At 72.3% G+C, this 19,754-nt stretch carries 19 protein-coding genes; 13 read left to right on the top strand and 6 right to left on the bottom strand.

The window, feature by feature from the left end; all coding sequences use genetic code 11:
* Window positions 1–209 precede the first annotated feature (209 nt).
* The 5 genes from ACLFMI_RS20720 (at window position 210) to ACLFMI_RS20700 (ending at window position 6,640) form a co-directional block, all read left to right on the top strand.
* Window positions 210–2,183, top strand: coding sequence for a hypothetical protein (locus ACLFMI_RS20720; RefSeq protein ID WP_410949578.1), 1,974 nt, complete (start codon window positions 210–212; stop codon window positions 2,181–2,183).
* Window positions 2,126–3,655 (top strand): GT4 family glycosyltransferase PelF, encoded by a 1,530-nt coding sequence (gene pelF / locus ACLFMI_RS20715; RefSeq protein ID WP_410949577.1) that lies wholly within the window; start codon window positions 2,126–2,128, stop codon window positions 3,653–3,655. The genes ACLFMI_RS20720 and pelF overlap by 58 nt, the downstream gene beginning before the upstream one ends.
* A gap of 77 nt (window positions 3,656–3,732) precedes the next feature.
* Entirely contained in the window at window positions 3,733–5,121 is a 1,389-nt protein-coding gene (locus ACLFMI_RS20710; protein WP_410949576.1) for a hypothetical protein, read from the top strand.
* Complete coding sequence (locus ACLFMI_RS20705; protein WP_410949575.1) at window positions 5,118–5,843, top strand: spherulation-specific family 4 protein; 726 nt, start codon at window positions 5,118–5,120, stop codon at window positions 5,841–5,843. The genes ACLFMI_RS20710 and ACLFMI_RS20705 overlap by 4 nt, the downstream gene beginning before the upstream one ends.
* Before the next feature lie 11 nt (window positions 5,844–5,854).
* Window positions 5,855–6,640 (top strand): endo alpha-1,4 polygalactosaminidase, encoded by a 786-nt coding sequence (locus ACLFMI_RS20700; RefSeq protein ID WP_410949574.1) that lies wholly within the window; start codon window positions 5,855–5,857, stop codon window positions 6,638–6,640.
* A gap of 6 nt (window positions 6,641–6,646) precedes the next feature.
* Here the strand turns inward: ACLFMI_RS20700 and ACLFMI_RS20695 are convergent, their stop codons facing one another.
* From ACLFMI_RS20695 to rfbD, 6 genes are all read right to left on the bottom strand, one after another.
* Complete coding sequence (locus tag ACLFMI_RS20695; protein ID WP_410949573.1) at window positions 6,647–7,327, bottom strand: GOLPH3/VPS74 family protein; 681 nt, start codon at window positions 7,325–7,327, stop codon at window positions 6,647–6,649.
* A 103-nt stretch (window positions 7,328–7,430) separates the two neighbouring features.
* Window positions 7,431–7,868, bottom strand: coding sequence for a type II toxin-antitoxin system VapC family toxin (locus tag ACLFMI_RS20690; protein WP_410949572.1), 438 nt, complete (start codon window positions 7,866–7,868; stop codon window positions 7,431–7,433).
* Window positions 7,865–8,161, bottom strand: coding sequence for an Arc family DNA-binding protein (locus tag ACLFMI_RS20685; protein ID WP_410949571.1), 297 nt, complete (start codon window positions 8,159–8,161; stop codon window positions 7,865–7,867). Before ACLFMI_RS20685 ends, ACLFMI_RS20690 begins: the two co-directional genes overlap by 4 nt.
* Before the next feature lie 20 nt (window positions 8,162–8,181).
* Entirely contained in the window at window positions 8,182–10,128 is a 1,947-nt protein-coding gene (locus ACLFMI_RS20680) for an alkaline phosphatase D family protein (protein ID WP_410949570.1), read from the bottom strand.
* Between the two features lie 46 nt (window positions 10,129–10,174).
* Window positions 10,175–11,068 (bottom strand): glucose-1-phosphate thymidylyltransferase RfbA, encoded by an 894-nt coding sequence (rfbA, locus tag ACLFMI_RS20675; RefSeq protein WP_410949569.1) that lies wholly within the window; start codon window positions 11,066–11,068, stop codon window positions 10,175–10,177.
* The gene (gene rfbD, locus ACLFMI_RS20670; RefSeq protein ID WP_410949568.1) at window positions 11,065–11,898 is read right to left on the bottom strand and encodes a dTDP-4-dehydrorhamnose reductase; all 834 of its coding nucleotides are present in this window, start codon (window positions 11,896–11,898) and stop codon (window positions 11,065–11,067) included. Before rfbD ends, rfbA begins: the two co-directional genes overlap by 4 nt.
* 73 nt (window positions 11,899–11,971) lie before the next feature.
* Here rfbD and rfbB point away from each other — a divergent pair, with 73 nt between their 5' ends.
* The 8 genes from rfbB to ACLFMI_RS20630 all read left to right on the top strand — a co-directional run bounded on the left by rfbB (window position 11,972) and on the right by ACLFMI_RS20630 (window position 19,630).
* Entirely contained in the window at window positions 11,972–12,943 is a 972-nt protein-coding gene (gene rfbB, locus ACLFMI_RS20665) for a dTDP-glucose 4,6-dehydratase (RefSeq protein ID WP_410949567.1), read from the top strand.
* Window positions 12,940–13,545 carry a dTDP-4-dehydrorhamnose 3,5-epimerase family protein gene (locus ACLFMI_RS20660; RefSeq protein ID WP_410949566.1) on the top strand — a complete coding sequence of 202 codons (606 nt, stop codon included), beginning with the start codon at window positions 12,940–12,942 and terminating at the stop codon, window positions 13,543–13,545. Before rfbB ends, ACLFMI_RS20660 begins: the two co-directional genes overlap by 4 nt.
* A gap of 9 nt (window positions 13,546–13,554) precedes the next feature.
* A complete protein-coding gene (locus ACLFMI_RS20655) occupies window positions 13,555–14,898 on the top strand; it encodes a UDP-glucose dehydrogenase family protein (RefSeq protein WP_410949565.1) in 1,344 nt (447 codons plus the stop codon).
* A gap of 21 nt (window positions 14,899–14,919) precedes the next feature.
* Window positions 14,920–16,350, top strand: a complete 1,431-nt coding sequence (locus tag ACLFMI_RS20650) for a DUF2252 domain-containing protein (RefSeq protein ID WP_410949564.1) — start codon at window positions 14,920–14,922, stop codon at window positions 16,348–16,350.
* Window positions 16,351–16,361: 11 nt separating this feature from the next.
* Window positions 16,362–16,598 carry an aa3-type cytochrome oxidase subunit CtaJ gene (ctaJ, locus tag ACLFMI_RS20645; RefSeq protein WP_410949563.1) on the top strand — a complete coding sequence of 79 codons (237 nt, stop codon included), beginning with the start codon at window positions 16,362–16,364 and terminating at the stop codon, window positions 16,596–16,598.
* A complete protein-coding gene (locus ACLFMI_RS20640; RefSeq protein WP_410949562.1) occupies window positions 16,585–17,067 on the top strand; it encodes a DUF5130 family protein in 483 nt (160 codons plus the stop codon). The genes ctaJ and ACLFMI_RS20640 overlap by 14 nt, the downstream gene beginning before the upstream one ends.
* Window positions 17,068–17,210: 143 nt before the next feature.
* A complete protein-coding gene (locus ACLFMI_RS20635) occupies window positions 17,211–17,876 on the top strand; it encodes a response regulator transcription factor (RefSeq protein ID WP_410949561.1) in 666 nt (221 codons plus the stop codon).
* Window positions 17,877–18,034: 158 nt separating this feature from the next.
* Window positions 18,035–19,630, top strand: a complete 1,596-nt coding sequence (locus ACLFMI_RS20630; protein ID WP_410949560.1) for a sensor histidine kinase — start codon at window positions 18,035–18,037, stop codon at window positions 19,628–19,630.
* The last annotated feature ends 124 nt before the right edge of the window (window positions 19,631–19,754 follow it).

Here is a 19,754-nt window from a genome sequence, read left to right as displayed (position 1 = left end):
CTCGCTGCGGACGACGAGCCCCTTGTCGACGGCTCCGATACCGAACCGTCCACAGGGCCGGCGACAGCGCCGGTAAAGGGTGGGGAAGGTCCGTGTGGAGCAATTCGACATCTGTAAGGCCGTGCGCTCTCGACGTCGCCGGCAATACCCGGCGAACTGCGACTGAATCGGACGTCGGTCATGCATGGCCGGCGGCTCACGTGCGCCGGATGACTCTGGTCTTCGTGCTCGCGGTGGCCCTTCTCGTGGTGGGAAGTCCCGCTTCGGCCCAGCAGCCGAACGTGCCGCGGATCGATCTGCGAGTGCTGCTGCTGACCAACGGCACGCCCGAGGTCGAGGCGATCCGAGCGGCGCTGGAATGGACGGGCGTGCCGACGACCGTCGTCGATCTGCGCGACCCGGCTCGCCCGCGCCTGGAGAAAAGCCTGCTCACCGGCGGTACCGCACATGCGCGCTTTCAAGGCGTCGTGTTGCCGGATCACGATCCTGCGCTCGATCCGGCAGAGCTCGGCGCCCTCGAGACATTCGAGCGGGACTTCGGAATCCGCCGGGTCCATGCATCGGTGCCCGCGGCCCCGGCGATCGGTCTCACCGATCCTTTCGCGGGTGGATACGTCGGCGTTTTCGACGGCCATGACGCACGGTTGACCGACGACGCGCTGGGCGCCGACTTCGACTACGCCCGTGGTCGGGTGCCTTTCCTCGACGAGACTCCCGGCGTCGGCGACAACTGGGTGGAAATGGCCGCTCCGCTGCCCGGATTTCGGCCCCTGATCACCGCCGCGTCGCCGACCGGAGTCGGGGGTGGGGTCATCGCCGGTGTGTGGGAACGGGACGGACGCGAGGAGCTCAATCTCGCCTTCTCCTATGCGGTCGACTCGATGCAATTTTTGGTCATCGCTCCGGGAATCATCCGCTGGCTCACCCGGGGCGTCCATCTCGGACTCGAACGCAACTATCTGGCGGTCCATATCGACGATGTACTGATGCCGAACGCCCGCTGGGTGCCGGAGCGCGACTGCACCGCCGGCGTGGACTGCCCGGACGGGGTCGGGCCGCGACCCCTGATCCGGATGACGCCGGACGATGTGGCGTACGCGGTGGCCTGGCAGCGACGCCACGACTTCCGGCTCGACCTGGCCTTCAACGGAGCCGGTGCCGCCGCCTCCGGTGGCCGTGACCCGCTCGTCGAGGCGTTCCTCCCCGTCAAGGATGAGTTTGGCTGGATCAACCACACCTGGTCCCACCTCTACCTGGGGTGTGTCCGTGACTACTCGGTCACGCCGTGGCGCTGCGACCAGCTTCCCTTGCTCGGTGTGACCCGATGGGTGGGCGAGGGTCGGATCGAACGCGAGATCGGGCAGAACCTCGAATTCGCGAGCCGGCACGACCTGCCGGTCGACCCGACGGAACTCGTCACGGGCGAGCACGGCGGGCTGCGCGCGCTGCCCCAGATGGAGAGCGACAACCCGCGGCTCGCGTCGGCGCTCGACGACACGGGGGTCGCGACCGTCGCCTCCGACGCCTCCGACGAACGTGGCCAGCGGCGGGTCGGTGACGCCGCCACCGTGCCGCGGCACCCGATCAACCTCGACTACAACGCCGCGACCGTCGGCGAGACCGTCGACCAGTACAACTGGGTGCTGACCTCGCGGGCCGACGGCGGGAACGGGGAGTGCGAGGCCGAACGTTCCTGTGTACCGCGCGCCGATCCGGTCCGCGGCTTCGAGCAGACCATCATCCCGGCAGAGGGTGGGCGCGCGCTCGGGCACGCGCTGGCCAACGACCCGCGACCGCACTACGTGCACCAGCCCCAGCTGACCGAGGACCGCACGCTGTACCCGCTGCTCGACTTCGTGCTCGGCAACTACCGCGACGTGATCGACGAGTCGTCGCGACCGTTGACCCTCCCCTCGATGACGCAGGCCCGCGAGGTACTCACCCAGCAGGCCGCGTGGGCGCGTGCCCGGGAGGGCGATGTGGTGCAGGCATGGCGCCAGGGCGGAGTAGTGACGGTGCGGACGAACGAACCGGTCGAGGTGCCGTTGACAGCGCCGAAGCCCGCGCGGCGAGACGGGACCGACGGCCCGCCGTTCGGCCAGTCGTACGGGGGTCAGCAGTCGGGATGGGTGGGGATCGACGGGGCACGCGAGTTCGTCGTCGTGAACGGGGGGCGGGAATGAAGATCGGAATGATCACCGAGGGCACGTATCCGATTCACCCGGGAGGCGTGAGCCAGTGGTGCGACCTGCTCCTGCGGCGGCTCCCGGACATCGCTTTCGAAGTGGTCGCGCTGTCGGGATCGGGGCGCGAGCACGCGACCTACGACCCGCCCGACAACGTCACACGAGTGCACCGCGTCGGCCTGTGGGGGGCCACCCCCTCCTCCCGGCGTGCCTCGCCCCTGGAACGGTACCGAGTCGTCATCGCCTACGAGGAGCTCGTCGACGCGGTCCTGGCCGAGGACCACTTCGCCGCCGCCCGGTTCGAGGCAGCAGTGCGCACGCTCCGCGAGCTCGCCCGTCAGGTCGGTCTGACGCACGTCCTGCGGAGCCAGGCCTGTGTCGACGTCTTCCTCGCGGTCTGGCGGCGACGGATGGACGACGGGGCCGGCTCCGGCCCCGCCCGTCTCACGCTCGCGGATGCCTTGGTCGCCACCGACATCATCGAGCACTACCTGCGGCCGTTGCAGCTGCCGCTCACCGACGTCGACGTCGTCCACGCGACGGCGAACGGCCCGGCTACCCTGATCGGACTACTGCACAAGTGGGAGCGCGGCACGCCCGTGATCGTCTCCGAGCACGGTGTGTACCTGCGGGAGCGCATCATGTGGCTGCGGGGAACCGGGGACAGTCGGGCGCTCCGGACGGCCCTCATCCGGTTCTTCACCCGGCTCACCGAGCTTGGCTACCGGGCAGCGGACCTGATCCTCCCGGTCAGCGACTTCAACGGGGGCTGGGCGATGCGCAACGGTGCACCGCGGCAGAACGTGCGCACGGTGTACAACGGCATCGACCCGGAGGACTTCCCCCTGGCGCGGGCGGAGCCCGAGCAGCCGACGCTCGTGTTCGCGGGCCGGGTGGATCCGCTGAAGGACCTCGAGACACTGTTGCGCGCGTTCGCGATCGTCCGTGGCCGCGTCCCCGGTGCGAGGCTCCGGCTTTTCGGCGGGGTGCCGGAGGGCAATACCGGTTACGCCGAGCGGTGCACCACGCTGATGGCCGACCTCGAGATCGCTGACGTGGCGACGTTCGAGGGGCCGGTCTCGCCGGTGCACCTCGCCTACGGGTCCGGACACGTCAACGTGCTGTCCAGCGTGTCCGAGGGCCTACCGCTGAGCGTGCTCGAAGCAGCCATGTCGGGGCGGCCGACGGTCGCGACCGACGTCGGAGGAATGTCGGAGGCCGTCGGGCCGAGTGGGCTGATCGTGCCCGCCCGGGATCCGGAGGCGCTCGCCGACGCGTGTGCTCAGCTGCTCCTCGACGGACCGCTGCGCCGACGACTCGCCGACCGAGGGCGCAGGCGGGCGCTGGAGATGTTCACCGTGCACCGGATGGTCGACAACTTCCGGCGCATCTACCAGGACGTTGCACCGGAGACCGGCGGGCCGGATACCCTCGTCGTCGAGGTCGTGGCTCGGGCGGGGCAAGGATGACGGCCGACATCCCACCGCGCGACGACACCGTCGGCCACGCTCTCCGGTCGTCCACCACGGCGTCCGAGGTGGCGGTCGTGCTCGAGAGTACTGGGGTGAACGACGACGCCATCCGGCGCGACCACGGTGACGCCGGCGTGTTCGCGTTCGTCGACCGACACTTCGACGAAGCCGGGCCCTGGGGCCCGTACGAGTCGGCGGCGTGGATCGAGCCCGAGCGTCGTGAGGCCACGGCGGACGCCGTCCCGGGAGGCGTGCGAACCCGATGGTTCTGGTTGCGCGGCCTGCTCTACGCGGTCCCCGCGGTCGTCGCCTTTACCCTGCTTCCGGCCGCGGACCACGTCGAGTCCGGCCTGCTCCTGGGTGCCTTGCTGCTCAGCTGGGCCGGTGGCTACGGGATGACCTACGTCGCGTGGGGATACATCGGCCATCACGATCTGCCGGCTGCGCACCGGTTCCTACGCCTGTCCGTTCTCGTGGGGACCGGGGCTGCCGTCGTCGTTGCCGTCCTCGCCGTCTACGCGTCATTGATGGTGACGGTCACCATGCAGGTGTCCCTGTGGACCGTGCTTCTGCTGGTCGGTCAGACGGTCTACCTGCTGTCGGCGGCGACCGTCCTCATGACGGGCCACGAGCTCCGGCTGCTCGTGGCACTGCTCCCGGCCGTCGGCGGCTCCGTCTACTACACCGTGTTCGGTGGGGCCGCACGACCGGCCGAATCTTCCTTCGCCGCCACGCCGGCGCACGGGCCGGAGGCCCTGTTCCTCGCTGCGACGGTGGTGCTCACCGCCCTGTTCGCCTTCCACGCGACGGGGAACGGGCGCCGGCCGACGAACCACCTCGTGGCGGGAAGCGTCCTGGCAGCGCTGTCACACAGTGCTTACGGCTTGACGGTCGGGCTGCTCGTGCTGTTCCCTGCGCTCAACGAACTGCTCAACAACAATTTCGAGTCCCTGCCGCTGACGGTGACGGTTGCCGCGCTGCCGCTGGTCGTGTCGATGGGGGTCGCCGAGATCCTGCTCCACGAGCACCGGCGGAAGGTCGTCGGCATGCTCCGCGCAACGGGGTCGGTCGAGCGGTTCCTTCAACAATCCCGGCGGGAGTACCTCGAGCTGACGGCACGGTTCATCGCCGCGCTGGTAATCATGACCGTCGCACTCGGCGGGGTCGGCGCGGCGCTCTTCGGAATCACCGACGCGCGGTATCTCTGGCTCGGAGGGGCCTACGCCCTCCTCGGTACTGCGATCTTCGCCGCGATGATTCTGAACTCGCTCGGCCGGATCCGGTTCGTCCTGGGCGTCCTGGCCGCGGGGGTGACGGTCATGATGGTGTTCTCCGCCGCAGCCGACCACACGGTGCCCGACGTCGTCGCCATCGCCTGTCTGGCCGTCGTCGCCGCGAGCGCGGCGGCGGGACTGGGCGTCGCCGCGTACCGTGCGGTGTGCGAGGCGGCGAACCACCGATGACTCTGGGGGTACGGAAGGTGCGCCAGGGCGTCCCCGCCTACTTCCATCCGTCCTGGGCCGGGACGGAGTGGAGCTGGTTGACCGCCGAGGAGGGGCTGGATCCGGTCGGGATCGTGGTGATTAATCCGGACACCGGCCCCGGGGCGGCCCCGGACGATGCGTACCGGTCGGTGTGCGCGGCCGCCCCTCGACCGGACCGCTGCGTGGCCGGGTACGTCGACTCCGGCTACGGGCGGCGGTCGATCGAGGACGTCGTGGCCGACGCGGCTGCCTATGCCTGCTTCTACGCGCTGGACGCCGTGTTCGTGGACCAGGTGTCGTCCGGCCCCGACGAGCTGCGCCACTACCGCCGCCTCGTTGTCGCGCTGCGTGAGCGCGGTGTGACGAACGTGCTTCTCAACCCGGGCGTGCCGCCCGACCCCGGTTACCGCGATCTTGCCGACGTCGTCGTGGAGTTCGAGGGGAGTTGGAACACCTACCGGCAGTTCATCCGGCGCACATTGGATCCGGCCGACACGGTGCCCGGACGGTCGGCCCGGCGGTGGCATCTGATTCACGGAGCGCCCCCGCGGAAGCACGCCGACACGATCGAGTGGGCGCGCAGCGGAGCCGTGGACTACGTGTACGTCACCGACCGTACGATGCCCAATCCGTGGGACGGGCTTCCCTCGACGTGGTCCACCCTCCTACGTGGAACGGACGAGTGGGCGCGTCGACAGTGAAGGGCGTTCGGATGGCCGCGTGGTCGCTGCTCGCTGCTCTCCTCTGCGTCTCGTCCGTGGCGTGTGCGGATGAGCTCTGGCCGGGGGTCATCTGGGCGCCGGAACCGGGCGTGGGCTGGCAGTACCAGCTCCAGGGCGAGATCGACACTTCCGTTCCGGCCGACGTGTACGTCGTCGACCTCTTCGATGTCGACAAGTCCGTGGTCGCCGATGTGCAGACGAACGACCGTCATGTCGTGTGCTATCTGAACGCGGGTGCCCTTGAGGAGTGGCGGCCGGATGCCGGTGACTACCCACCGGAACTCGTCGGTGAACCCCTGCGACGATGGCCCGGCGAGAGTTGGGTCGACGTCCGCAGGACCGACCTGCTCGAACCGATCATCGCGGCACGCATCGACCTCTGCAGCGCGAAGGGGTTCGATGCCGTCGACCCCGACAACCTGGACGGCTACCTCCAGGACACCGGCTTCCCGATCACGGCGGACGACCAGTTGCGGTTCAACCGCATGATCGCCCGCCTCGCCCACGACCGGGGCCTCGGGGTCGGCCTGAAGAACGACGTCGAGCAGATCCCGGAGCTCGTCGACTCGTTCGACTTTGCCGTCAACGAGCGCTGCTTCGCCGAGGCGGAGTGCTCGACGCTACAGCCGTTCGTCGATGCTGGGAAAGCGGTGCTCCACATCGAGTACGAGTCCCCGACCTCGGTGTTCTGTCCCACCACGACCGCGCTCGGCTTCAGTTCGATCCGGAAGTCGTGGGACCTGGGGGCTGACCGCGAGGCCTGCCCGGCGGCCTGACGGCGCTCAGCTCGAGCCCACCGTCGTCACGACGGCGGCGGCCACCACCGAGGCCATCACCGCCGCCATCGCGGCGTCGTACTGCGCCTTCACGACGGGGTTGTCCTTCAGCCCCTTCGCGATGGCCCTGGCGCGCTTCTCCCCGGCCTTCCGCTGCTCCGTGTCCACACCGGACAACGCCGCCTTCACCTGCGAGGTCGTGTTCAGCAGCGTGACCAGCAGCGCATCGTGGGCCGACGGCTCGGTCCCGGTGACCAGGATCCCGCGCAGTCGCTCGCGCAGCGCGCGCTCGGGGGCGGGATCGGCCTCGGGCAGCCGGGTGGTGCGGAAGAGGCCGAGGACCTTGCCCTCCTCCCGGGTGAGGACGCCGTCGTCGACCAGCTTCTCGGCGACGAGCTCGGCCGGCTTGGGGTGCTTCCAGGGCAGCATGCTCGTCCAGTGCGAGACCGCACGCGGCTTGGCGTCCGCGGTGAGGGTCTCCCACACCTTGCGCAATGCGGGGTGCTCCGGCGCCCGCTCGGCTGGGTGCACCTTCTTCTTCTCGTCGACGGTGACCGCATCCCGCTCGATCAGGTCGCAGATCAGCGCGCCGTGCAGGGTGGTCGGCTGGAACCAGCCGGTCGGCTTGCCGGTCTCGTCGTGCAGGCCGATGAGCAGCAGTTCCTCGCTGAGCAGCAGATCCCCCATGGCGGACGACCGTAGCGGGCCCGGACGACCGGCACCTCCTCCCCGCGGACGAGATCGAGGCGAACCACCGTCGCCGTCCGGTGCCTCCGCGGTCGAGGACCGGTCATGCCGGCACGACGGCGAAGCCTTCTGCTGCGGCTGCCGCCCGGAGCTCCCGGTCGAAGGCGGCGAACGTGGTGCAGTCCGGTTCCACGTCCGCGGTCGCACGCGCGCCGGCGAGCTGGACCGCGTCATAGGTTGGCAGTCCGTGCACGGCGGCGCAGCGGGCGGCGTCGTCGAGCACGGTCGCGGTGACGGCGACGGCGGCGAAGCGGGGCGGGGTGCGGTCGGATCCGAAGTAGTCGCTGTCGAACGCGGCGATGAGCACCGCGGTGTCCGCCGCGGTCAGCTGGCCGATCCGATGCTTGCGCCACAGCGCTGCCGGGACCTCGACCCGGGCGATCGCGGAGACAGCGAGCGTGTCCAGCGATCGGATCCGGTCGTGCCTCTCTTCGTCGGCGTAGAGCTTGACGAGCGCGGACGAGTCGGCGAAGACGATCACCTGCGGCCGTCGGTGACCAGGTCCGCCAACGATGTCCCACCTGCGGCGGCACGCCGCGCCGCCGCGAGGCGATCCTCGTCGGGAGGCTGCCTCGGATCCGACGACGGTGCCAGCAGACCCGCTCGGGCCAGCCTCTCCCGCAGCCGGCTCGCGTCGTCACCTGCGAGGTCGGGATCGGTCGCCGCGCGCAGCACCCGCGTGAGGTAGTCGTTCAGGCTGCGCCCCTCGGCCGCGGCCACCGACCGGACCCGTTCCACGAGCTCGTCGGGGGCGCGCCAGGTGACCTGTGTCATGCATGCACGCTAGCAGGCAGTCACTGCCAGGACACCTCTGGCGACCCCATCGCCTCCGGTCCGCGCCGGTCGGTGCGCAGCTCGACGGTCACCTCCTGCGCGCCCCGGTCGTGCCCCGCGGCCAGCGACGCCCGCCGGTGCAGCGACGCGGTCAGCCGGAACCGGTGCTGCTCGGGCCGGGCGAACCGCAGCAGGCCGAGCGCCTCGGGGTTGCCGCGGCCCAGCCCGGCCAACGAGACCGCCGTATCATCGCTGCCGTCATCGGCCTCCGGGCGGCGCGGCACGCGGCTGCGCAGGTCCTGGACCCGGGCCAGCTCCGCACCGGGGGCGTACGGGTCGCGGCTCGCGGAGCCGCCGGACAGCGCGCGCAGCAGCTTCGCCGGAGCGGCGAACAGCGTGTCGAACACGGTCGAGCCCGCGACCAGCGACATCGGTGAGGAGACCAGCTCCAGCAGTGGCAGTGACGGCGCGTACCCGACGTAGCTGGCGTGGATGTCGCCGCCGACCGTCACGGTCGGCCGCCCGTCGCGCGCGGCGACCAGGCCGTCCCAGAACCGGGCGTACTGGTCGGGGTAGTCGCCGGCCTGCAGATCGATCCTCTTCTCCACCCGGGTGCCGAGCGGCCGGTCGTGCAGCCGCTTCCAGTACGGCGGGACCAGCAGCGGCTGCGGCGTGACCAGCACGAGCACGGGGGCCTCGGCGGCGATCGCGAGCAGCTGGTCGAGGTACTCGGAGTCGACGAACGCGGAGTACCGCGGGTCGTCGGTGCGCCGGGTCCGGCGGGTCCGGGTGTCGAGCAGCGCGACCTGCACCTCGTCCAGGTCGATCCGCTGCACGACCTGGTTGAGCGGGCGGTGCACCTGCCCGGGCGGGCGGTGTCGCGGCGGGCGCAGCGGGTCCCGGGCCGGGTCGTCGTCGAGCTCGCCGCGGGTGATCCGGCCGGTGTCCCGGTCCCGCACGCTCGGCGTCTGGAACGAGCCGTACAGGTCGAACGCCGCGCGGCCCCAGGTGTCCCACTCGTCGGGGTGCACCGGGTGGTAGCTCTGTACCAGCGGGTCCGACGGCGGCGGGCCCGGATCGGCCGGGTACGGGATCTCCTCGCCGGGCCGGTGTCGCAGTGCGGCGACCCACCGGCGCAGCCCGCCGCGCCCGGCCCGGGCGATGTTGGCGTAGGAGTGCCGCGCGGTCACCGACGCGTGCGGCCAGTTGTTCCAGAACTCGTGGTCGTCGGGCAGGAACCAGTGCGGCCCGTGCGTCAGCAGCGCGCGCATGCCGAGGTGGCGGTGCTCGCCGTAGCGCTGCATGCCCCACGACGTCCAGTACTCGAGCAGCCCGTAGGTGCGCGGAGTGCTCCGGGCCATCGTCGCGTAGAACCTCGCCGGGGCGTCGGCGTAGACCTGGTCACCGGTCAGCAGGCTCAGGTCCGGGGCCGCGACGTGGTCGCGCAGGTGCCGGAACGCGGCGTCGAACGCGTTCGTGGTGTCGGTGTCGGCGTCGTAGCAGGAGGAGGCGAACACCGTCAGCCCGCCGCCGACCGCGATCCGGTCCGGCAGCGTGCGCACCCGGCAGGACGCCGTGCGGTGCTCCGCGCGCAGCCCGCCGGCCGGGTCCAGCTCGACGGTGGCGGTGGACCAGGTGTCCGGGGCCAGCCCGTCGACGACGACGTGCCCGTGGAAGAACCGGGTGCCCGCCGCCCACCCGGTGATCGCGCGCTCGCTGTCGAAACCGAACCGCAGCAGGGTGGTCCGGACCGGGCCGGCCCCGTCGACGGTGACCGTGGCGGTCACCGTGTCGGCGTCGCAGCCGTGCACCAGGGTGCCGACCCAGAGCCGCACCCGGTGGGCCCCGGCGTCCTTCCCGACGACGACGGTGCCGGGCGCGATGTCGCCCTCCGGCCCGTCGGTGTGGCCGAGCCAGCGCTGCCCGAGCCGGAACAGGGCCCGCTGGACCCGCTGCGTCGCCTGCATCGCCTCGATCTTGCCCCGCCGGACCCCGCGGTGTCGCCCGGTCGGGTCAGCCGGGCGCGTCGAACGAGCGCGCCACGCCCATGACGTACTCGCCGTAGCCCGACCCGGCCAGCGCCGCGCCGAGGTCGTGGCACTGCCCGGCGCCGATGAAGCCCATCCGCAGCGCCACCTCCTCGACGCAGGCGATCCGCACGCCCTGCCGGTTCTCCAGCACCCGGACGTACTGGCCGGCCTCCATCAGCGACTCGTGGGTGCCGGTGTCGAGCCAGGCGAAGCCGCGGCCGAGGTCCTGCAGGTGGGCGCGTCCCTGCTCGAGGTAGGCCCGGTTGACGTCGGTGATCTCGAGCTCGTCGCGGGCGGACGGCGTGATCCCCGCGGCGATCTCGACGACCTGGTCGTCGTAGAGGTAGAGGCCGGTGATCGCGCGGTCGGAACGGGGCCGCTCGGGCTTCTCCTCGATCGAGATCAGCCGGCCGTCCTCGTCGGCCTCGCCGACGCCGTAGCGCTGCGGGTCGCCGACCGGGTAGCCGAACAGCACGCAGCCGGCCTCGCCGGTGGTGACCTGGCGGGCCCGCCGGCGCAGCAGGTCGCCGAACGAGGCGCCGTGGAAGATGTTGTCGCCCAGCACCAGCGCCGACGGGCCGCCGCGGACGTGCTCGGCGCCGATGACGAAGGCCTCGGCCAGCCCGTTGGGGTGCTCCTGCGGCGCATAGGTGATCTCCAGCCCGAGGTGGCCGCCGTCGCCGAGGAGGCGCTGGAAGCCGGGCAGGTCGTGCGGGGTGGAGATGAGCAGGATCTCCCGGATGCCGGCCAGCATCAGCGTGGTGAGCGGGTGGTAGATCATCGGCTTGTCGTAGACCGGGAGCAGCTGCTTCGATACCGCCCGGGTGAGCGGGAAGAGCCGGCTGCCGGTCCCGCCGGCCAGCACGATCCCCTTCACGCACCGCTCCCGAGGTGGGCCGCGAGCGCCTCGCGCCAGTCCGGCACCGCCAGCCCGGCCCCGGCGAGGCGGTCCAGGCTCAGCACGGAGTTCGCCGGGCGCCGGGCCAGGTGCGGCTTGTCGGCGCCGTACTCCGCGGTGGAGACCGCGCGGACGTCGCCGGGGTCCCGCCCGTACCGGGCGAACACCTCCCGGGCCAGGCCGCACCAGCTGACCGGCTCGCCGTCGTTCGTCACGTGGTAGACGCCGTGGCCGCGCCCGGCCAGCGCCAGCACCGCGGCGGCCAGATGTCCGGTGAACGTGGGCCGTCCGATCTGGTCGTCGACCACGTCCGGGGACACCCCGTCGGCGGCCAGCCGCGCCATGGTCGCGACGAAGTTGCCGCCGTCGCCGACGACCCAGCTGGTTCGGACGACGACGTGCCGCGGCGCGGCCCGCGCCGCCAGCTCCCCGGCGGCCTTGGACGCGCCGTACGCCCCGAGCGGGGCCAGCGGCTGGTCGACCGGCATCGGACCGGTCGCGGTGCCGTCGAAGACGTACTCGGTGGAGACCTGCACCAGGGTGAACCCGTGCTCGCCGGCGGCCGCGGCCAGGTGCGCCGGCCCCAGCGCGTTCGCCGCCCACGCCTGCGCGGGCTCGGTCTCGGCCCGGTCGACGGCGGTGTACGCGGCCGCGTTGACCACGACGTCGTGACCGGAGAAGTCGAACCGCGCGACGGCGTCGGCGTCGGTGATGTCGAGCTCGGCGCGGCCGAGCGCCGTGGCGCCGGGGTGCGCCGCGGTCAGGGCCCGCCCGAGCTGCCCGTTCGCCCCCAGCACGCAGACCCGCACGGGCCACCTCCTCTGCGTCCGACGCGGCGACTCTGACACGCTGACCCGGCGGTCGCGCGAGCGGGGAGGTCGGGTGCGGGTACTGGTCACCGGGGGAGCCGGATTCATCGGCTCCCACTTCGTGCGGACCGTCCTCGGTACCGGCTACCCCGGGTTCGACGACGCCGAGGTGGTGGTGCTCGACGCGTTCACCTACGCCGGCCGCCCCGAGAACCTGACGCCCGTGCGCGACGACCCGCGGCTGCGGATCGAGCGCGGCGACATCCGGGACCCGCAGCGGGTCGCCGAGGTGCTGGCCGGGACCGACCTGGTGCTGCACTTCGCCGCGGAGACCCATGTGGACCGCTCGATCTCCGGGGCGGCGGACTTCGTGACCACCAACGTCGTCGGGACCCAGGTACTGCTGCAGGCGGCGCTGGACCAGGGGGTGCGGCGGTTCGTGCACGTCTCGACCGACGAGGTGTACGGCTCGATCGAGCACGGCTCCTGGCCGGAGACCCACCCGCTGGAGCCGAACTCGCCCTACAGCGCGGCCAAGGCGGGCAGCGACCTGCTGGCGCGCAGCTACCACCGCACGCACGGCCTGGACGTGGTGCTGACCCGCTGCTCGAACAACTACGGCCCGCATCAGTTCCCGGAGAAGGTCGTCCCGCTGTTCGTGACCAACCTGCTCGACGGCCGCCCGGTGCCGCTCTACGGCGACGGGCGCAACGTCCGGGACTGGCTGCACGTCGACGACCACTGCCGCGGGGTCGCGCTGGTCGCCGCGCGCGGCCGGGCCGGGGAGGTCTACAACATCGGCGGCGGGACCGAGCTGTCCAACCGGGAGCTGACCACCCGGCTGCTCGACGCCGTCGGGGCGGGTGAGGAGATGGTCGATCCGGTGCCGGACCGCAAGGGCCACGACCGCCGGTACTCGGTGGACTGGTCGAAGATCCGCGACGAGCTGGGGTACGAGCCCCGCATGCCGTTCGACCGCGGCCTGGCCGACACCGTCGCCTGGTACCGCGACAACCGTGCCTGGTGGGAGGCGCTGAAGCGGTGAAGGCCACCGAGCTCGGCATCGACGGCGCCTGGCTGTTCGAGCCGCCGACGTTCCCGGACCACCGCGGGTCGTTCACCGCACCGTTCCAGGGCCCGGCGTTCCGCGCGGCCCTCGGGTTCGACCTGCACGTCGCCCAGACCAACCAGTCGGTCTCGCACCGCGGCGTGATCCGCGGGGTGCACTTCGCCGACGTCCCGCCCGGGCAGGCCAAGTACCTCTGGATCGCCGCCGGCGCGGTCCGCGACGTCGTGGTCGACCTGCGGGTCGGGTCGGCGACGTTCGGCCGCCACGAGGTCGTCGAGCTGGACGCGGCCTCGCCGCGGGCGGTCTACCTGGCCGAGGGCCTCGGGCACGCGTTCCAGGCGCTGGCCGACCACACCGTCGTCGGCTACCTGTGCTCGGCGAGCTACGACCCGGCGCGTGAGCACGGGATCACCCCGCTCGATCCCGATCTCGCGCTGCCCTGGTCCGAGGACGTCGAGCCCGTGCTGTCCGGGAAGGACGCCGCGGCCCCGACCCTGCGCCACGCGCGCGACACCGGGATGTTGCCCTCCCGCGAAGCCTGCGACGACCGCTACGAGGCGATGCGGACCACCCGATAGCCTCCGGCCATGGCGGAGAACAGCGACACGCCCCTGAAGCTCTCGGTGATCGGGTGCGGTTACCTGGGTGCGGTGCACGCGGCCTCGATGGCCGAGCTCGGTCACGAGGTGGTCGGCATCGAGGTCGACGCGGCGAAGGCGGAGGGGCTCGCGGCCGGGCGGGTGCCGTTCTTCGAGCCGGGCTTCGAGGAGTCGCTGCGGCGCTCGCTGGACTCGGGACGGCTGTCGTTCTCCTCCGACATCAAGGCCGCCGAGGGCGCCGCGGTGCACTTCCTGTGCGTGGGCACGCCGCAGCGCCGGGGGGAGTACGCGGCCGACCTGACCTACGTGGAGTCCGCGGCGTCGTCGTTGCTGGACGTGCTGGGGCCCGGTGAGCTGGTGGCGGGCAAGTCGACGGTGCCGGTGGGGACGGCGGCGCGGCTGGCCGAGCAGGTGGCCGAGCGTGTGCCGGAGGCGATGCTGGCGTGGAACCCGGAGTTCCTGCGGGAGGGGTTCGCGGTGCAGGACACGCTGCATCCGGACCGGCTGGTGTACGGCGTCCCGGACGGGACGGACGGCGAGCGGGCCGAGGCGCTGCTGGACCGGGTGTACGCGCCGATCGTGGCGGACCGGACGCCGAAGGTGGTCACCGACTACGCGACCGCCGAGATGGTCAAGACGGCGGCGAACTCGTTCCTCGCCACCAAGATCAGCTTCATCAACGCGATGGCGGAGCTGTGCGAGGCGACCGGCGCGGACGTCAAGCAGCTGGCCGACGCGATCGGGCACGACGAGCGGATCGGCCGCAAGTTCCTCAACGCCGGGCTGGGCTTCGGCGGGGGCTGCCTGCCCAAGGACATCCGGGCGTTCATGGCGCGGGCCGGTGAGCTGGGCGCGGACCAGGCGCTGACCTTCCTGCGCGAGGTCGACAACATCAACATGCGGCGGCGGATCCGGATGGTCGAGCTGGCCCGCCAGGTCTGCGACGACTCGCTGCTGGGCAAGCGGATCGCGGTGCTGGGGGCGGCGTTCAAGCCGGACTCGGACGACATCCGGGACTCGCCGGCGCTCAACGTTGCCGCGCAGCTGCAGCTGCAGGGCGCCACCGTGCGGGTCACCGACCCGCAGGCCGGCGACAACGTGCGCCGGCACTGGCCGCAGCTGGACTTCGTGGACACCGTCGAGGAGTCCGGCGAGCGGGCCGACGCGGTGCTGCTGCTGACCGAGTGGCGCCAGTACAAGCAGCTGGACCCGGTCGCGTTCGGGTCGGTGGTGAAGACCCGGCGGGTGCTCGACGGCCGCAACGCGCTGGACCGCGAGGTGTGGGAGGCGGCGGGCTGGACCTACCGCGCCCTCGGGCGGCGCAACGTCTGAGCGACGGGTATCAGTGGGCGGGTGACCACCCCTCCCGTACTGACCGGATCCGACCGGGAGCCGTACGTCTCGCTCACCCGCCGGTCCACGCCGCGCGAGGAGCGCTACCGGATCGGCAAGGAGCTGCGGGACCGGGCGCCCCGCTCCGCGCTGGCCTCCTGGTCGTCCGCCCTGCGCCGGGCCGACCCGATCGACGTCGTCGAGGCGGCGAACGTCGGCCGGGTGTCCGAGCTCGTCCCGTTGCGCATCCAGCGGATGAGCCGGAGCCCGCACGCGTTCCTGCGCGGCGCGGCCGCGCTGCACGCCGCCGACTCCGCCGTGCTGCCCAGTACCGGGATACACCCGGTGATCTGCGGTGACGCGCACCTGGGCAACTTCGGCTTCTACGCCTCGCCGGAGCGCGAGCTGGTCTTCGACCTCAACGACTTCGACGAGTCGCACCCGGGGGCCTGGGAGTGGGACCTGCGCCGGCTGGTCACCTCGGCCTGGGTCGCCGGCCGGGACAACGGCGCCACCGAGGACCAGTGCGAGACCGCCGTCGCGCACTGCGTGGACGCCTACGTCGAGCACCTCGCGACGCTGGCCGAGCAGCCGCTGCTGGAGCGGTCGTTCGCGATCATGGACGTCGACACGCTGCGCGGTGAGCCGGGCCACCGCAAGGCCCGCCGGGCGATCGACAAGGCGGCCAAGCGGGCCCGCAAGCGCACCAGCGACCGCGCGCTGCCCCGGTTCGTCACCCGCGACGGTGGGGAGCGCCGGATCGTCACCGAACCGCCGCTGATCACACACCCGGACGAGCCGCACACCGAGCTGGCCCTCGCGGCACTCGACGACTACCTGGCCACGCTGCCGCCGCACTGGGCCCGGATCGTCGGCGGCTACTACGCCGTCGACGTGGCCCACAAGGTCGTCGGCGTCGGGTCGGTCGGGCTGCGCGCGTACCTGGTGCTCTGCGAGGGTTCCAGCCCGGACAACGTGTTGTTCCTGCAGCTCAAGCAGGCCCGGCGGTCGGTCGTCGCGCCGTTCGTTCACGGTGGCGAGGCGTGGCACGCGCACCAGGGCCAGCGGGTCGTGGAGTACCAGCAGGCGTTGCAGACGGTCTCCGACCCGCTGCTCGGTTGGACCACGATCAACGGCAGGCAGTACTACGTCCGCCAGTTCCGCGACATGAAGGGCGCGATCGAGCCGGACCAGCTGTCCGCGGCGGCGCTGGCCGACTACGCCGCCGTCTGCGGGCAGCTGCTGGCCAAGGGGCACGCCCGCACCTCCGGCGCGTCCACGATCGCGGGCTACCTCGGCAAGGGCGGCAAGGTCCGCGACGCGCTCTGCACGTTCGCCCGCGGCTACGCCGACCAGACCGAGGCCGACCACGCCGCGCTGCTGCGCGCGATCCGGTCCGGGCGGTTGTCGGATCGGACACCTGAGCAGGTGCCGGGCGCGGCGATCGGATAGGTTCTGAGGCCGTGAGCGTCGTCGAAACCCTGCTGATCTACGTGGGCGCGCCGGCCGTCCTGTACGCGGGGATCTGGGTCCTCGCCGGCGTGCGGCGCCGGGGCGGCCGCACCCGTTACGCGGCCGGTGACCCGTGGCCGTACGAGCCTCTGTTCTGGATCGCCAACCCGGCCGGTGCCGCGCACTCCGCGCACGCCGGGCACGAGGGCGGCAGCGAAGCGCGTGGAGGTACCGGTGGCAAGTGGTAGTGGGGTCGCCGTCTTCCACGGCAACGAGGAGGACCTGCCGGAGGGGACCGTCGTCACCGGCTCCGGCCGGCTGTCGGGGGCGCAGCAGTTCCAGGAGTCCGACCCGGCCGACCATCCGTTCACGCCGGTGCAGCTCGCCCGCCTGGACGACGCGCTGACCCTCACCAGCCGGGAGACCGGCCTGCGGTTCGCGCTCTACCTGGGCGACCTCGGGTCCGACGCCCGCGCGACGGCGGTCGACCTGCACGGCCGGATCGACGGGTTCGACGAGGCCGTCCTGGTCGCCGTCAGCCCGGAGCAGCGGCAGCTGGAGATCGTCACCGGTTCCGAGGCCAAGGTCCGGCTGCCGGACCGCGGGGCCAAGCTCGCGCTGATGAGCATGGTCGCCTCGTTCAAGGAGGGCGACCTCTTCGGGGGCCTGCTGTCGGGTTTCGGGATGCTGGCCGACCAGGCAGGCAACCGCCCCTGATCGGGGCTTCCGCGTTCCGCCGGACACCCGCCGGATCACCGCCGTACGCAGCATTCGCGTGTCCGGCCGGGTGGAGCACCACCCGGAACGCCGGACGGCCTTAGGGTGTGGCGCATGCTGCGTTCCCCGGGAGCGGTGCCGCGGTGACCGCCAACAGCCCGATCGTGATCGTCGACGACCACGAGCTGGTCGGCTCGGCCCTGGCGCTGAACCTGCGCGCCGAGGGCGAGGACGCCGAGTTCCTGCCCGTCCGGTCGGCGGCCGGCGTGCTCGAGCATGCCCGTCGTAGCGGTCCGGGCCTGATCGTGCTGGATCTCGACCTCGGCCGGGACGCCGAGGGCAACCGGATCGACGGCACCCGCCTGGTCCGCCCGCTGGTCGAACTCGACTGGCGGGTGGTGGTGCTCTCCGGCAGCTCCGACGCCGGGCGCGTCGGTGCCGCGCTGAGCGCGGGCGGGTTCGTGTTCGTACCGAAGAACGCCCCGTTCCCGGCGCTGCTCAACGCCATCCGGGAGGCCCGTGCCGGACGGTCGGTGATGCCGCCCGGGCGCCGCGAGCAGCTCATCGAGCTGTACCACAAGCGGGACACCGAGCGCCGCGAGCTGCACGACAAGCTCGGCCGGCTCACCCAGCGCGAGCGCGAGGTGCTGGCGCTGCTGGCCGGCGGCAAGCGGGCCCAGGCCGTCGCCGACCACTTCGTCGTGTCGCTGGCGACCGTGCGCACCCAGATCCGCGCGGTGCTGACCAAGCTCGAGGTCGGCTCGCAGCTGGAGGCCGTCGCGCTGTACCGGAAGGCCGCCGGGATCTGATCCTGTTGCCGAGCCGTCGTCACGGACCGTTCGCATCCACCCGCAGCGATCACCCGGTTGCGCTGCGTCGATCGTCGCTGGTCCGTGGGAGTGACCCGGGATCGCATGCCGGAGCGCACGCCATATCATCTCCCCGTCATCAGGTCGGGGGGCGGATCGTGGCGGCAGGCACCTTCAGCGGGGTCCTCGGGCGGCACCGGCGGGCGCGCTTCGTCACCGGCCACCTGGCCGACCTGCTGGTGGTGACGGCCGTCTGCGTGGTCGTGGTGGCGCTGACCCGGCCGGCCTACGTCGCGGGCCGGGTCGACCTGGTCACCGCGACGTCGGTCCTCACCCTGGTCGCGGCCGCGGTCGGGTCCGCGGCGGCGATCGTCGCGCTGGTGACCGGACGGCTCTCCGGCGACCCGCGGCCGTCCTGGTTCGGTGCCGGGCTGCTGCTCTACGGCGTGGTGCTGCTGCCGATGTCGGCGCTGGTCGTGCGCGAGGGCGGGCCGACGGCGCGGCTCGCGGTGCTGAGCATGCTCGTCGTCGGGATGGGGGTGTTGCTCGGCGCGCTGCGCCCGCCGGCCCGGCTCGGGGCGTGGGGCGGCTGGGTGCTGGTCGGGCTCGCGCTGCTGGTCGGTGCGGTGGTCGTGTTGCACGGCCAGACGAGGCTGACCGCGCTGCTCGGATCCGGCCCGCTCACCTCGATCGTCGCCCAGACCGGCTGGTCGGTGCTGGCGGTGAGCTTCCTGCTGGACGGCTACCGGCGGCAGAGCCGGGTGCGCAGCCGGCTCGCGCTGGGGCTGCTGGTCATCGCGCTGTCCCAGCTCTCCCGGGCGGTCGTGCCGGCCGAACCGGTCGCCGACCTGACCTACCCGTCGCTACGGGTCGTCGGGACCGTCGTGGTGCTGTCCGCGCTGCTCACCCTGGTGCTGCGGACGGTCGCCGCGATGCAGGACGACTACGACCGCAGCCAGGAGATGATCGGTGACGCGACCCGACTCCTGGAACGGGCCGTCGAGACGACCGCCGAGCGCGACCACGAGCTGCGCAACGGCCTGGCCGGTCTGGCCGGGGCCGCCTACCTGCTCTCGCACCGCGACGGCGGCTCGGAGGCCGACCAGGTCCGGGAGGCGCTGCTCGCCGAGCTGGGGCGGCTGCGGCACATGCTGGAGAACCCGGAGGTCTCCGGGCTGCTCCCGGACCCGGACGGTCCTCTCGGGCCCGGGGAGCGGGTCCCGCGGCAGCGCGCCGACCCGGGGGCCGACGAGCACGACCGCCTGCTGCTCGACCTCGGCGAGCTCCCGACCGGCCCGGCCGGTGCGGGCACGGGCCGCGGGCAGCGACACGCGGTGGGGCCGGTACTGCGCCAGCTGGTCACCCTCCGGACCGGGCAGGACATCCCGCTCACCGTCGATCCGGAGCTCCCGGACGCGGCCGCGCCGGCCGACGTGACCCGCCAGGTGGTGACCGGCCTGCTGGCCAACTGCGACCGGCACGCGCCCGGTGCCCCGGTCACGATCCGGGCACAGGCCGACGACGACGGTGCGGCCGTCCGGATCGATGTCCGCGACCAGGGGCCCGGGCTGCCCGAGGGACGGCAGGAGCTGCGGATCGCGCGCGGCAAGCACGACGAGCGCGCCGGTGGGTCCGGACTCGGGCTGCACATCAGCGTCGGCGTGCTTCAGGAGATCGGCGGCACCCTGGTGCTCCGTTCGGTTGACGATCCGCAGGGCTGCCTGGCGTCGTTCACCCTTCCGGCGGTCCGCTGACCGCGCCACTTCCCGGTCCGGGACCTGGGAATCGGCCACCGAGGGAGATCAGGTCACGAATGTGTCATTCCCCTCGGGGCGTCGTGATCGCATACTGGGCGTGCGCGGCAGGGCTGGTCCGGGT

This window comes from Pseudonocardia nantongensis, from assembly GCF_046546495.1.
Lineage (GTDB): Bacteria > Actinomycetota > Actinomycetes > Mycobacteriales > Pseudonocardiaceae > Pseudonocardia > Pseudonocardia nantongensis.
This window is presented reverse-complemented; position numbering and strand designations above follow the sequence as displayed.